Genomic DNA, 13,607 nt, shown 5'->3' on the forward strand with positions numbered 1-13,607 from the left:
CGAGATGCGCGAGGCCACCATCGATGTGGGCGCGATCACCGCGAACGTCCGGCACCTGCGGCGGCTGACCGAGTCTGAGGTCATCGCCGTCGTCAAGGCCGACGGATACGGCCACGGCGCGGTGCGCTCGGCGACCGCTGCGCTCGCCGGGGGAGCCACCCGCCTCGGCGTTGCCGACATCGGCGAGGCCCTCGACCTTCGTCGGGGTGGCATCATGGCTCCGATCGTGGCGTGGCTGCACGCGCCGGGTACGAACTTCGCCGAAGCCGCGGGAGCCGGCATTGAGCTCGGCATCTCGTCGGTCGACCAACTGCTGGCCGCCGCCGCGGCGGCCTCGGGCGATCGGCCGGTCGGCGTGCACCTCAAGCTCGAGACCGGCCTTTCGCGCAACGGCATTGCGCCCTCGGACTACCGCGTGGTCTTCGCCGAGGCGGCACGCCTCGAGCGCATCGGCAAGCTCACAGTGGTCGGGCTTTTCAGTCACCTCTCCAACGCGTCCGCCGACGACGACCGTGCCGCACTGCGCTTGTTCGAAGAAGGGGTGTCGGCCGCAGCATCCGTCGGTGTCACTCCGCCCCTGCGCCACATCGCCGCCACTCACGCGGCGATCGCACTGCCCGAAGCGCGCCTCGGGTGCGTGCGGATCGGCATCGGAATCTACGGGCTCTCGCCGTTCGCCGATTCCACCTCGGCCGATCTCGGCCTCCGCCCGGCCATGACCCTGCGCGCCGTCGTCGCCGCAACCCGTCGCGTGCCGGCGGGCACCGGCGTCTCGTACGGCTACGACTACCGCACCGACCGCGAGACCACCCTTGCGCTGATCCCGCTCGGCTACGCCGACGGGGTACCGCGGCAAGCCTCGGGCGTCGGGCCGGTCGTGATCGACGGCCGCGGCTTCACGGTCGCGGGCCGCATCGCGATGGACCAGTTCGTCGTCGACGTCGGCGATCACCCGGTCTCGGTGGGCGACGAGGTCGTGCTCTTCGGAGACCCCACCCTCGGCATGCCCGGCGCCGACGACTGGGCTCGCGCGGCCGGCACGATCAACTACGAGGTCGTGACGCGCATCGGCGCGCGGGTTCCGCGCCGGCAGGTGTCGCAGTGACCGGACTCGACCCGCTCGTCGGAGTGCACGACATCGCTACGCCTGCCGATATGGAAGCCTTCGGCGAACGAATGGGCCGGATGCTGCGCCCCGGCGACCTCGTCGTGCTCACCGGTCCGCTCGGAGCCGGAAAGACGACCCTGACCCGCGGCATGGGCGCCGGGCTCGGCATCCGCGGTCCCGTCCAAAGCCCGACCTTCGTGCTCGCCCGCACGCATCCGTCTCTGGTCGGTGGAGCCCCACTCGTGCACGTCGACGCCTACCGACTCGGTTCGCCGGCCGAGCTCGATGACCTCGACATCGACCTCGACCGCTCGGTCGTGATCGTTGAGTGGGGCCGGGGCATGGTCGATGACCTCGTGGACCGCTGGTGGGAAGTCGAACTCGACCGCCAATGGCACGGGCGCGGACTCGATACCGCCTGCGGCGATGTCGCCCACGCCGACGAGCTCGACGCCGACGCTCCGCGACGGGTCACCATCACGCGCCGCCCGTAGTCTTCGCGCGACGGCCCTGCGCGCGCACCCCGGCTACCCTGGAAGGGTGATCCTCGGCATCGACACCTCCCTCGGCACCGCCGTCGGCATCGTCGACGTCGACGGCACCGTGCGGGCTGACCTGGCCAGCGCCGACACCCGCGGTCACGCCGAGGTGATCGGCACGCTCATCCAGCAGGCGCTCGCCGAGGCCGGTGCCACTCCCGCCGAGATCACGCATGTCGCTGCCGGCATGGGTCCGGGGCCTTTCACCGGACTGCGCGTGGGCATCGCGGCTGCCCGAGCCTTCGCGCTCGGCGTCGGCGCACAGGTCATCCCCGTCGCGAGCCATGATGCTGCGGCCTGGGTGGCGAACGATGACCCCGAAACCCCGCACGTCTTCGCCATCGTCACCGACGCGCGCCGACGCGAAGAGGCCTTCACGGTCTACGGCCGCGGGGAATTCCCCGTCAAGATCGACGGGCCGAGCCTCAGGGCCGCGGGTACCGACATCGCGATCGAGAGCGTCGACCTCGCGGGCGAAGCCGTCGGCGAGGTTCCCCGCGTCGACGTCCGCACGATCTCGGGCGCGATCCTTGCCCGTGTTGCCGCCCACCTCCTCTCGCAGGGTGAGCCGGTGGACGCAGCATCCGAACCCCTCTATCTGCGCGCCCCCGATGTCACCATGCCGCACGGACCCAAGCGGGTGGGCACGTGATCCGCCTCGCTACGCCCGAAGATCTCGGCCCGATCATGGCGCTCGAGCAGGCCTCCTTCCCGGCCGATGCGTGGTCGGCAGCCATGATGCGCGAAGAACTGTCGTCGCCCCACGGCTGGTACGTGGTCGACGAGCTCGCCGGGCGGGTCGCCGGCTATGCGGGTCTGCGTGCTGTCGCAGGGTCGAAGGATGCTGATGTGCAGACGATCGCGGTGGCCGAGGCATCCCGCGGCCGAGGGCGCGGTCGCGCGCTGCTGCACGCTCTGCTCGGCGAAGCCGCGCGGCGCGGCGTGCGCGAGGTGTTCCTCGAGGTGCGGGCCGATAACCCGGTCGCCCAGGCGCTCTATGTCGCCGAGGGCTTCACCGAACTCGGGCGTCGTGCGCACTACTATCAGCCCGACGACGTGGACGCGGTGGTGATGAGGCTCGATGTGACCGGGTGGCTCGCCGCAATGAAACCGGCCGAAGCCGACGCGGGGGCGTGCACATGACCCGCACCGAACCCCTCGTGCTCGGCATCGAGACGAGCTGCGACGAGACCGGCATCGGCATCGTCCGCGGCCGCACCCTGCTCTCGAACACGATCGCGAGCTCGATGGACGAGCACGCCCGCTACGGCGGAGTCGTGCCCGAGGTCGCCGCCCGTGCGCACCTCGAGGCGCTCGCGCCGGCGATGGAGGCGGCGCTGGCCGAGGCATCCGTCAGCCTGCACGATCTCGACGCGGTCGCGGTGACCAGCGGTCCCGGTCTTGCCGGAGCCCTCATGGTCGGGGTGGGCGCGGCGAAAGCGCTCGCGGTGTCGCTCGGTACACCGCTCTACGCCGTCAACCACCTCGTCGGGCACATCGCCGCCGACCTGCTGACCGGCGAGGAGGTCGAGTATCCGACCGTCGCGCTGCTCGTCAGCGGGGGTCACACGTCGCTCGCACTCGTGCGCGACCTCACTTCGGACGTCGAACTGCTCGGCGAGACCGTGGACGACGCGGCCGGAGAGGCCTTCGACAAGATCGCCCGCATTCTCGGGCTGCCCTACCCCGGCGGGCCTGAAATCGACAGGGCGGCCGCCACAGGCGACCCGAACGCGATCCGCTTTCCGCGCGGACTCTCGCGCGCCTCCGACATGGCGAAGAACCGCTACGACTTCTCGTTCTCGGGGCTGAAGACCGCCGTCGCCCGGTGGATGGAGCAGCAAGAGGCCGCCGGAGCCGAGATCTCGATCCCCGATGTCGCGGCATCCTTCCGCGAAGCGGTCGTCGACGTGCTCGTCACCAAGGCGCTCGCAGCGTGCGCCGATCACGGAGTGCCGCGGCTCCTGCTCGGCGGGGGAGTGATCGCCAACGCGCGCCTGCGCGAAGTCGCGCTCGCCCGCGCCGCCGAGGCCGGGGTCACCGTGCGCATTCCGCCGTTGACGCTCTGCACCGACAACGGCGCGATGATCGCCGCCCTGGCGAGCGAACTCATCATGTCGGGCCGCAGGCCGTCGACCCTCGACTTCGGCGCCGACTCGACCCTGCCGGTCACCGAGATCCAGGTCGCCGAGGGCGTCCGCTCATGACCGACGATCGAGTGACTCCGGATGCTGCGTCCCCCGCCATCCCCGAAGCTTCGGCGCTGCCGACGCACGCGCCGGTCGAGCCGAACAAACCCGAGCCCGCGATCGAAGCGCCTTCACCGGAGGTGTCGCTCGCCGAAGAAGCGTCACCCCTTCCTGGAGTCCACCGAGGGGGATTCTCGCGCCTGCCGACCGCACCGGTCCCGGTGACGAGCGCGTCGGCTCCGGCCGAGCCGAGCACCGAGATCGACCCGGCTCCGGTCGCAGTCTGGCTCATGCCCGACCCGACGCCGCCCTACCGCGGACTCGCCTCGTGGGCCCTCGCCTTCTCGGTCGGGGGCTTGATCGTGGCGCTGTTCGTCGGCTGGGGCTTTCCGATCGGAATCGTCGGGGTGGTCACGGGAATCTTGGCGATTCGTCGCCCGCTCGAGAGCCGTACGACCGCGATCTGGGCGATCGTGCTGGGCGGAGTGTCAATCCTCTACAGCGCGGGCTGGCTGCTGTGGGCGGCCTCGCGCGCCAACCTGTTCGGCTGAACCGCCTGAGCCGCCGAAAGCTACACCCGGTCCGCCAGGATCGCGACGCGCTTGCTCCCGATTCGGGTGAGGAACAGCGTCGCCGACCCGTCGCCGCGCAGTTTCAGTGACTTTCGCAGCACGGCGGGATCGGCATCCACCCCCCGCTTCTTGATTTCGAGGCGGCCGATCTCGCGCTCACGAAGGGCCTTGGCGAGGGCACGGGTGTCGGCCGGCAACTCTTCGCGCACGCGGAAGGACGAGACGAAGGGCGAGGTGAGCGCGGCATCCGAGGTCAGATACGCGATGTGCGGGTCAAGAGTGCCGGCCTCCAGGGCGCGGGCGACTTCACCGATCAGTCGGGCGCGGATCACCGCGCCCTCGGGCTCGTGCAGGAACGCGCCCAGCGCCCGCGACGGTTCGTCTGCGGTGTCAGCGGGTGCGGTGAGTTCGTGCGCGGTGTCGCCCCGGACGACCAGAGCGGCCCGGCGAACGCCTTCGCGGGCCAGCATGCCTGACCACAGCACAAGTTCGATCGTCGACCCGTCGGCGCTCACCCACTGCGCCTCGACGTCGTCGGGAATCATGTCGCGATCGAGCCCCGGCCCGAGCTTCACCCCCACCGGCATCGTCGAAGCAAGCGAGAACACCCAATCCAGCGACGGCGACCAGTCTTCGGGCCGTGTGCGCGACGTGTCGCTGTGCCCGGCCGTGCGACGCGCGGGATCCAACCACACCGCGTCGACAGAAGAGCGGTCGGATGCCTCCGCCAACCCCTGACGCACGGTTACGGCATCACCGAACACGGCCAGGTTGTACGCCGCCACAGCCGCGGTGACCTCATCGGCATCCACGGCGTCGACTCGCAGGCCGAGCCCGGCGAGCCCCAGGGCATCGCCGCCGATCCCGCAGCCGAGATCGGCCACCGATTCGAGGCCTGCGTCGCGGAAGCGTCCCGCATGACGCGCCGCGACCTGGAGCCGAGTGGCCTGTTCGAGGCCCGCCCTGGTGAACAGCATCCGGTCGGCGAACTCGCCGAACTTCGCCCGAGCCTTCACGCGCAACCGTGCCTGAGTCACGACCGCCGAGACGAGGTCGGGGGAGTGTCCCGCCGCGCGCAGCCGCGAAACGGTGCGGGCGACGTCGTCGATCGAGAACGTCTCGGGGAGCGAGTCCAGCAGCCGGAGCCCCTCGGGGGTCAACAGTGCGCTCAGCTCAGACATCTCCACCGCACCAGCCTATGGGCGCGCGTCAGCAAGCCAGGGGTCTGGGGCGGAGCCCCAGTAGGCGCGGCGCGTCAGCAAGCCAGGGGTCTGGGGCGGAGCCCCAGTAGGCGCGGCGCGTCAGCAAGCCAGGGGTCTGGGGCGGAGCCCCAGTAGGCATCTACGGTCGCAGAGCGACATAGGCTGGCACTCACGTTGCGTGAGTGCCAATCCCGCGCCTACACTTGAGTTAGCACTCTCGTCATGCGGGTGCTAACCAGTCTTCCGTCGCAGTGAAGTTCAGAAAGAAGAGGTAGACCGTGTCGGTTTCTATCAAGCCCCTCGAGGACCGCATCGTCATCCGTCAGGTCGAGGCCGAGCAGACCACCGCAAGTGGCCTCGTCATCCCTGACACGGCGAAGGAAAAGCCCCAGGAGGGCGAGGTCGTAGCTGTTGGTCCCGGTCGTATCGACGACAACGGCAACCGCGTTCCGCTCGACGTCGCCGTCGGCGACCGCGTGCTGTACAGCAAGTACGGTGGCACCGAGGTCAAGTTCGGCGCAGACGAGTTCCTCGTTCTGTCGGCCCGCGACGTCCTCGCCGTCGTCGTTCGCTGAGTCTTCTCACAACGAAGAGAGGGTCGGATGCATCACGCATCCGGCCCTCTCTTCGTGCCTGCGGTCCGTGACCCGGGCCTAGGCTGAGTCAGTGAGCCAACCTTCCGCGCCGGACGCTGCCGTCGCCGCTGACGAGGCAGCCGCAGCCCATGCCGCGCGAGAGCACACCCTCGGCGGGATCTACGCCTTCATCGCGTATCTGCTCTGGGGGGTTCTGCCCCTGTACTTCTTGCTGCTCGCTCCCACCGGCCCGTTCGAACTGGTTGCCTGGCGAATCGTGCTGTCGCTGGTCTTCTGCGCGCTCCTGCTGACCGTCACTCGGTCGTGGCCGAAGCTCATCGCGATCATGCGCCGGCCGAAGCTGCTCGGGCTCACGGCGCTCGCTGGCGGCCTGATCTACATCAACTGGCAGGTCTTCATCTACGGCGCCCTCACCGGGCACGTGCTGGAGACCAGCCTCGGCTACTTCATCAATCCGCTCGCGACCGTCCTGTTGGGCGTGCTCGTGCTGCACGAAAAGCTCCGCAGGGTGCAGTGGATAGCCCTCGCGTTCGCGGCCGCAGCGGTGCTCGTGATCGTGCTGGGCTACGGCACGTTCCCCTGGATCTCGCTCACGCTCGCAGCATCCTTCGCCACCTACGGTCTGGTGAAGAAGCGCGTCGGGCCCTCGGTCGACGCCGTCAGCGGGCTCACGCTCGAATCGCTCTGGCTCGTGCCGGTTGCCGCAATCCTGCTGGGTGTGACCGCCGCGACCACCGGAATCACCCTCGGCGCGAGCGGAGTCACCCACACCGTGCTGCTCAGCCTCGCCGGGGCGATCACGGCCATCCCGCTGTTGTTCTTCGCCGCCGCCGCGCGCCGCGCGACACTCACCCTGATCGGCCTGCTGCAGTTCGTGGCTCCGATCCTGCAGTTCCTCATCGGCTGGGCGGTCTTGGGTGAGCCCATGCCCCTCGAACGCTGGATCGGCTTCGGCCTGGTGTGGCTGGCACTCGCCGTCCTGACGGTCGACTCGGTGATCCACTCCCGGCGCTCGCGGGTATCGAGCGCGGGCTAGGCGCGGGCTAGCGAACGAGCCGGGCGATCGCGGCCGTCGCCTCGGTGATCTTCGCATCGGCTTCGGGGCCACCGAGGCGCGCAGCATCCATCACGCAATGCCGCAGGTGCTCGTCGAGCAACCCCACGGCGACAGCCTCGAGCGCCGAGGTCATGGCCGAGATCTGGGTCAGGATGTCGATGCAGTATTTCTCGTCCTCGACCATGCCGCGGATGCCGCGGGCCTGCCCCTCGATGCGCTTGAGGCGATTGAGGTACTTGTCTTTGTCGGAGATGTAGCCGTGGTGGGCGTGAGTTTCGGTGTCAACTCTGGCATCGGTCATGACGATTCCTTCGGGGTGAGGGCGCGCGGTGTGAGAGAGCGGAAGCGGCGCAGACGCAGGCTGTTGCCGACGACGAAGACGCTCGAGATGGCCATCGCGAAGCCCGCGATCATCGGGTTGAGCAGGCCGAGCGCGGCGAGCGGGATGGCGGCGACGTTGTAGGCGAAGGCCCAGAACAGGTTCACCTTGATGGTGCCCAGGGTGGCGCGCGAGAGACGGATGGCGTCGGCAGCGCTGCGGAGGTCTCCACGGACCAGGGTGATGTCGGATGCTTCGATCGCTGCATCCGTTCCCGTACCCATCGACAGCCCGAGGTCTGCTTGGGCAAGTGCTGCGGCGTCGTTCACACCGTCACCGACCATGGCCACCACGCGACCCTCGGCCTGAAGTGTCTGAATCACGGCGACCTTGTCGGCCGGGAGGACCCCGGCGTGCACCCGGTCGATCCCGACCTCGGCGGCCACCGAAGCGGCCGCGCGGGCGTTGTCGCCGGTCAGCAGCACGGGAACGAGCCCCAGGCGCTTCAGCTGGTCGATCGCCTCGCGGCTGGTCGGCTTGACGGTGTCGGCCACCACGAGCACCGCGTAGGCGGCACCGTCCCAGGCGACGACCACCGCGGTGCGACCGGCCGCTTCGGCGGCGTCGGCGGCTTGTGCGAGCTCGATCGGAAGCTCGAGAGCCCACTCGGCCAGCAGGGCCGGCCGGCCGACGATCACGGCGTGTCCTTCGACGATTCCCGAGACACCGAGTCCGGGCAGGTTCTGGAAGGACTCCACGTGAGGCAGTGTGCCGGTCTCGGTTTCAGCGGCCTGCGCGATGGCCCGGGCGATCGGGTGCTCTGAGGCGTGTTCGAGAGCGCCAGCGAGACGCAAGACCTCGGAGCGCTCCTGTGAAGCGGTCACGACCTCGACCAGCTCCATGCGGCCGGAGGTGACCGTGCCGGTCTTGTCGAGGACGATCGTGTCGACGCGGCGGGTGGACTCGAGCACTTCGGGTCCGCGGATGAGGATGCCCAGCTGCGCTCCGCGCCCGGTGCCGACAAGCAGAGCCGTCGGGGTCGCAAGACCCAGGGCGCAGGGGCACGCGATGATCAGCACCGCGACAGCGGCGGTGAAGGCCGCGGCGGGGTCTGCTCCGAGGAGCAGCCACGTGACGAGCGTGAGCACCGCGATGACCAAGACGATCGGGACGAAAATCCCCGAGATCCGGTCGGCGAGACGTTGCACGTCGGCCTTGCCGGACTGCGCTTCTTCCACGAGTCTGGCCATCTGCGCCAACTGCGTATCGGACCCGACGCGCGTCGCGCGCACGACGAGTCGACCGCCGGCGTTGACTGTGGCACCGACGACCGCGTCACCGGGGCCGACCTCTTCAGGCACCGACTCGCCGGTGACCATCGAGGCATCCACCGCCGACGTACCCGACGCTACGACGCCGTCAGTGGCAATCCGCTCACCGGGGCGCACGACGAATTCATCACCGACGCGGAGTTCCGCGACCGGCACACGCACTTCGACGGTTCCGGTGGCGGTGGGGCGCAGGACGGCCGCATCCTTCGCGCCGAGGTCGAGCAGGGCATGCAGAGCCGCGCCCGCGCGCCGCTTCGAGCGCACCTCGAAGTAGCGCCCGGCGAGCACGAACATCGTGACACCGGCGGCGACCTCGAGGTAGATGTTGCCGGCGCCATCGCTGGGCTGAACGGTCCACTCGAACTCGTGCGTCATGCCGAGCATGCCCGCGTGGCCGAAGAACAGGGCGTAGAGCGACCAGAGGTAGGCGGCAGAGACACCGATCGAGATCAAAGTGTCCATCGTGGCCGCACCGTGGCGAAGGTTCAGCCAGGCGGCGCGGTGGAACGGCCAGGCGCCCCACAACACGACGGGGGTCGCGAGAACCAGCGACACCCACTGCCACCCGACGAACTGCAGTGCCGGGATCATCGACAGCAGGATCACGGGGACGGCCAGCAGGACGGACCCGATGACTCGGCGGCGCAGCCCCTCGAGTTCGTGATCGCTGAGGTCGTGATCGTGCTCGGAGTGCACGGGGGCGGGCTCGACGGCCGAGTACCCGGTCTTCTCGACCTCGGCGATCAACGCCTGGGCGTCCACCCCGGCGGGAGCACTGACGATCGCCTTCTCGGTGGCGTAGTTGACGGATGCCTCGACCCCGTCGATCCGGTTGAGCCTCTTCTCGATGCGCACGGCGCAGGACGCGCACGTCATTCCACCGATCTCAAGCTCGATGCGCCCGGCGCCCTCACGTGCTGTTGTCGTGGACATCAGATGCGTACAGCCGTGTAGCCGGCCTCATCGACCGCGGCGACAACGGCGTCGTCGTCCACGGGGGAGTCTGTCGAAATCACGAGGCGACCCGTCTTCGCGCTCACCTCGACGCCGGCAACTCCGGCGAGCTTCGTGACCTCATTGCGGACGGACGCCTCGCAGTGCCCGCAGCTCATTCCGGTGACCTGGTACTCGTTGGTGGTCATGGCAGTATCCTTCGCATTCGGTTACATACCCCATGGGGGTACTAAGACTGGATCAACGATATACCCATGTGGGGTATTCCTGGGGGGAAACTGCGGTTCATAACGATTGATACCGCGTTACACATCGTTAACGAATGGCAACATTGGCGAGACCTCTCCGCGATTAGGTTTAGTGCACTGGACAGGCGCCCGAGTCTGCCCGCGTTCATTTCATAGCAAGGAGCACCATGAGCGTCTTTACCCGAGGCACCGCCTCCCGCTCGCGCATGCGGTCGGTGATCGGCGGCCTCGCCATCGCTGGCGTGAGCGCACTCGTCCTCGCCGGTTGCAGCGGCGGCGGTACCGGAACGACCGACCCCTCCGAGTCGGCGTCCGCTCCCGCAGCAGAGGACCTCACCCTCAAGGTCGGTACCGTTCTGCCCCAGACCGGTAGCCTCGCCTTCCTCGGCCCGCCCGAAGAGGCTGGCGTTCAGCTCGCCGTCAACGAGGTCAACGAAGCAGCCGCCGGTATCACGGTCGACGTCACCTTCGGTGACTCGGGTGACGCTGACAACAAGGCTTTCGAGACCACGGTCCCCATGCTCCAGAGCGAGGGTGTTTCGGCCATGATCGGTGCCGCCTCGTCGGGCGTCACCAAGCTGTTCCTCGACAGCAACGTCTCTGAGGGCATCATCACCTTCTCGCCGGCGAACACCTCGCCCGACTTCACCACGTGGGATGACAACGGCCTGTACTGGCGTACCGCTCCCAGCGACCTGCTGCAGGGTGAGGTACTCGGCAACCTGATCGCCGAGGACGGCCACAAGAACATCGCGATCCTGTACCAGAACGATGCCTATGGCACCGGCCTGTACGGCGTCGTGAAGGAGGTCTTCGAGGCTTCCGGTGGAACCGTTGTCGCTGAGGCTTCCTACAACGACGGTGACGCTTCGTTCGACGCCCAGGTGGCGACGATCTCAGCATCCAACCCCGACGCGATCGTGCTGATCACGTTCGACCAGTTCGCGACCATCGCGCCGCTGCTGGTGAACGCCGGTCAGACGGCCGAGAACTTCTACCTGGTTGACGGAAACCTCAAGCAGTGGGGTGCCGATGTCGCAGTCAGCCTCGAGGGCGCAAAGGGCACCACGCCCGGTCCCGTGCTCGCGGACGACTTCCAGCAGCGTCTGAACGACGCCTGGACCGCTGAGGGCAACACCGACCTCGAGGACTTCTCGTACGCGGCCGAGTCCTACGACGCCGTCGTGCTGCTCGCGCTGGCAGCTCTCGCTGCCGGTTCGACCGAGCCCGCCGACATGGCGGAGTTCCTCCAGGAGGTCTCTGGTGGTTCGGGCGACGGCGAGACGTGCGAGTCGTTCGCTGACTGCGCCGAGATCATCAACGGTGGCGGCGTCGCCGACTACGACGGCTACTCCGGTGGCGTCGCATTCGACGAGAACGGCGACCCGACCGAGGCCACCATCGGTGTCTTCCAGTTCGGTGCCGACAACATGCACACCCGCATCAACTAAGTAGCACCAGCAACACAGCGAGGGCCCCGGAGCAATCCGGGGCCCTTCGCCGTGCGCCCCCGCGCGCGCAAACCCACACATCGGTGCACGAACCCACGGATCCGTCGCGCACGGATGTGTGGGCCGACGCACGACTGTGTGGGTCCGACGACGCAAATGAGACGAGGGGCGGATGCTGCAGCATCCGCCCCTCGTCCTCTAATGGTTGATCCGGCTACTCCCCGAGGGTGCCGAGGTAGAGGCCGATGACCTTGGGGTCGTTCAGCAGGTCGCGTCCGGTGCCGTGGTACGCGTCGCGGCCCTGGTCGAGGACATAGCCCCGGTCGCAGATCTGCAGGCACCGACGGGCGTTCTGCTCGACCATGATCGTCGTGACACCCGCCTTGTTGATGTCGGAGACCCGGATGAACGCGTCATCCTGACGTACGGGCGACAGGCCGGCCGAGGGCTCATCGAGCAGCAGCACCGACGGGTCCATCATGAGGGCACGAGACATCGCCACCATCTGGCGCTCACCGCCCGAGAGCGACCCCGCGCGCTGCTTCAGGCGCTTGCCCAGCTCGGCGAAGATGCCGGTGACGAACTCGAGTCGCTCGTTGTAGATCTTGGGGTTCTGGTAGAGCCCCATCTGCAGGTTCTCTTCGATCGAGAGCGAGGGGAACACGTTGTTCGTCTGCGGAACGAATGCGACACCGCGTTTGACGAGCTTGTCGGCCTTGAGGCCGATGATGCTCTCGCCGTTGACGGTGATGTCTCCACCGCGCACCTTGACCAGGCCGAAGATCGACTTGAGCAGTGTCGACTTACCGGCACCGTTCGGGCCGATGATGCCGATCAGCTCACCCTGGTGGGCGATCAGGTTCGTGCTGTTGAGGATGTTGACGCCGGGGAGGTAGCCCGCGACGAGGTCGGTGACTTCCACCACCACCTTGTCGGTCTTGGCCACCGAACGCTCACCCGCATGGCTCATGTCCATGGCGGGCGTGGCCGGAGCCTCCGCGCCTGTCGAGGGGTCGGTCACTTGTTCTCCTCTTCGGCTTCTGCGATCGCAGCCTGCTCGTCCTGCTCGATCTCTGCGAGCAGCTGTTTGCCCTCCGCGTCGACCTCGCCCTCGTAGCGTCCGGTGATGACTCCGAGGTCGACGTCCTGGTGGCTACCGAGGTAGGCGTCGATGACGGCCTTCTCTCGCATGACCACGTCGGGCGGCCCTTCGGCCACCACGCGTCCCTCCGCCATCACGACGACCCAGTCGGCGATGTGGCGCACCATGTGCATGTCGTGCTCGACGAAGAGCACGGTCATGCCGAGCTCTTTCAGGTCGAGGATGTGGTCGAGCAGCGACTCGGTCAGGGCGGGGTTGACCCCGGCCATCGGCTCGTCGAGCATGACCAACGTGGGGTCGCTCATCAGAGCCCGCGCCATTTCAAGCAGCTTGCGCTGGCCGCCCGAGAGAGAGGCCGCGAAGTCCTTCTCTTTGGCGTCGAGCTTGAACCGCTTGAGCAGATCGCGGGCCTTGACCTCGATCTCCGTGTCTTGCGAACGCCAGAACGCCGGGATGAAGCTGGTCCAGAACTTCTCGCCGCGCTGCTTGGTGGCACCGAGTTTCATGTTCTCGAGCACCGTGAGCAACGACAGAGCCTTGGTGAGCTGGAACGTGCGCACCTGGCCCATGCGAGCGACCTTGAACGCGGGGATGCCCGACAGCGTCACACCGTCGAACGACCACGTGCCCGAGTTCGGTTTGTCGAAGCCGCAGAGCAGGTTGAACAGGGTCGTCTTGCCCGCACCGTTCGGTCCGATGAGCGCCGTGATCGCGCCGCGCGGAATCTCGAGGTGGTCGACATCGACGGCGGTGAGACCGCCGAACCGGCGGGTCACGTTGTCGATCACCATGATCGGATCGGTCTTGGCCACGCCCGGCGTGGGCTCGCCCTTGGCCAAGCCGGTCGTCTTCGGACGAGCGATGCTGCCCGTGATGGCAACCGTCTCGGCCGACCCGTACTCGCGCTCGGCGGGTGCGCCGGCTGCCGATGCGTTTTCG

The 13,607-nt window shown here is 68.1% G+C and carries 15 protein-coding genes; 9 read left to right on the forward strand and 6 right to left on the reverse strand.

The features are described from left to right. Window positions 1–4: 4 nt before the first annotated feature. From alr to LG299_RS14380, 6 genes are read left to right on the forward strand one after another with little or no spacing between them, the layout of a single operon-like run. Window positions 5–1,105: an alanine racemase gene (alr, locus tag LG299_RS14355; protein ID WP_404434901.1), complete on the forward strand. Its 1,101-nt coding sequence runs from the start codon at window positions 5–7 to the stop codon at window positions 1,103–1,105. A 50-nt stretch (window positions 1,106–1,155) separates the two neighbouring features. Next, window positions 1,156–1,602 (forward strand): tRNA (adenosine(37)-N6)-threonylcarbamoyltransferase complex ATPase subunit type 1 TsaE, encoded by a 447-nt coding sequence (tsaE, locus tag LG299_RS14360; RefSeq protein ID WP_404434903.1) that lies wholly within the window; start codon window positions 1,156–1,158, stop codon window positions 1,600–1,602. Between the two features lie 46 nt (window positions 1,603–1,648). After that, window positions 1,649–2,299 (forward strand): tRNA (adenosine(37)-N6)-threonylcarbamoyltransferase complex dimerization subunit type 1 TsaB, encoded by a 651-nt coding sequence (gene tsaB / locus LG299_RS14365; protein ID WP_404431403.1) that lies wholly within the window; start codon window positions 1,649–1,651, stop codon window positions 2,297–2,299. Beyond that, window positions 2,296–2,790: a ribosomal protein S18-alanine N-acetyltransferase gene (gene rimI, locus LG299_RS14370; RefSeq protein WP_404431405.1), complete on the forward strand. Its 495-nt coding sequence runs from the start codon at window positions 2,296–2,298 to the stop codon at window positions 2,788–2,790. The genes tsaB and rimI overlap by 4 nt, the downstream gene beginning before the upstream one ends. Beyond that, complete coding sequence (gene tsaD, locus LG299_RS14375; RefSeq protein ID WP_404431407.1) at window positions 2,787–3,854, forward strand: tRNA (adenosine(37)-N6)-threonylcarbamoyltransferase complex transferase subunit TsaD; 1,068 nt, start codon at window positions 2,787–2,789, stop codon at window positions 3,852–3,854. The genes rimI and tsaD overlap by 4 nt, the downstream gene beginning before the upstream one ends. After that, window positions 3,851–4,387, forward strand: coding sequence for a hypothetical protein (locus LG299_RS14380; protein ID WP_404431409.1), 537 nt, complete (start codon window positions 3,851–3,853; stop codon window positions 4,385–4,387). Before tsaD ends, LG299_RS14380 begins: the two co-directional genes overlap by 4 nt. Before the next feature lie 20 nt (window positions 4,388–4,407). Here the strand turns inward: LG299_RS14380 and LG299_RS14385 are convergent, their stop codons facing one another. After that, window positions 4,408–5,589 (reverse strand): SAM-dependent methyltransferase, encoded by a 1,182-nt coding sequence (locus LG299_RS14385; RefSeq protein WP_404431411.1) that lies wholly within the window; start codon window positions 5,587–5,589, stop codon window positions 4,408–4,410. 299 nt (window positions 5,590–5,888) lie between these two features. Between LG299_RS14385 and groES the strand changes: the two genes are divergently transcribed. Together groES and rarD are read left to right on the forward strand one after the other, a co-directional pair. Beyond that, window positions 5,889–6,185 (forward strand): co-chaperone GroES, encoded by a 297-nt coding sequence (gene groES / locus LG299_RS14390; RefSeq protein ID WP_091492757.1) that lies wholly within the window; start codon window positions 5,889–5,891, stop codon window positions 6,183–6,185. Between the two features lie 178 nt (window positions 6,186–6,363). Next, entirely contained in the window at window positions 6,364–7,242 is an 879-nt protein-coding gene (rarD, locus tag LG299_RS14395; protein WP_404434904.1) for an EamA family transporter RarD, read from the forward strand. Window positions 7,243–7,249: 7 nt separating this feature from the next. Here the strand turns inward: rarD and LG299_RS14400 are convergent, their stop codons facing one another. Genes LG299_RS14400 through LG299_RS14410 form a run of 3 tightly spaced genes read right to left on the reverse strand, consistent with a single transcriptional unit; the run spans window position 7,250 to window position 10,055 of the window. After that, on the reverse strand, window positions 7,250–7,564 hold the full coding sequence (locus LG299_RS14400) for a metal-sensitive transcriptional regulator (protein WP_404431413.1): 315 nt from the start codon (window positions 7,562–7,564) through the stop codon (window positions 7,250–7,252). Further along, entirely contained in the window at window positions 7,561–9,846 is a 2,286-nt protein-coding gene (locus tag LG299_RS14405) for a heavy metal translocating P-type ATPase (RefSeq protein ID WP_404431415.1), read from the reverse strand. Before LG299_RS14405 ends, LG299_RS14400 begins: the two co-directional genes overlap by 4 nt. Continuing rightward, a complete protein-coding gene (locus tag LG299_RS14410; protein ID WP_404431417.1) occupies window positions 9,846–10,055 on the reverse strand; it encodes a heavy-metal-associated domain-containing protein in 210 nt (69 codons plus the stop codon). The genes LG299_RS14405 and LG299_RS14410 overlap by 1 nt, the downstream gene beginning before the upstream one ends. Before the next feature lie 227 nt (window positions 10,056–10,282). Between LG299_RS14410 and LG299_RS14415 the strand changes: the two genes are divergently transcribed. Beyond that, window positions 10,283–11,566, forward strand: a complete 1,284-nt coding sequence (locus tag LG299_RS14415) for an ABC transporter substrate-binding protein (protein ID WP_404431419.1) — start codon at window positions 10,283–10,285, stop codon at window positions 11,564–11,566. Window positions 11,567–11,780: 214 nt separating this feature from the next. On the opposite strand, the gene LG299_RS14420 is transcribed toward LG299_RS14415, so the two are convergent. Both LG299_RS14420 and LG299_RS14425 read right to left on the reverse strand, forming a co-directional pair. Continuing rightward, entirely contained in the window at window positions 11,781–12,536 is a 756-nt protein-coding gene (locus LG299_RS14420) for an ABC transporter ATP-binding protein (protein ID WP_404434905.1), read from the reverse strand. Between the two features lie 47 nt (window positions 12,537–12,583). Next, window positions 12,584–13,543 (reverse strand): ABC transporter ATP-binding protein, encoded by a 960-nt coding sequence (locus LG299_RS14425; protein WP_404434906.1) that lies wholly within the window; start codon window positions 13,541–13,543, stop codon window positions 12,584–12,586. Window positions 13,544–13,607 lie beyond the last annotated feature (64 nt).

The organism is Microbacterium lacus, from assembly GCF_044794305.1.
Lineage (GTDB): Bacteria > Actinomycetota > Actinomycetes > Actinomycetales > Microbacteriaceae > Microbacterium > Microbacterium lacus_B.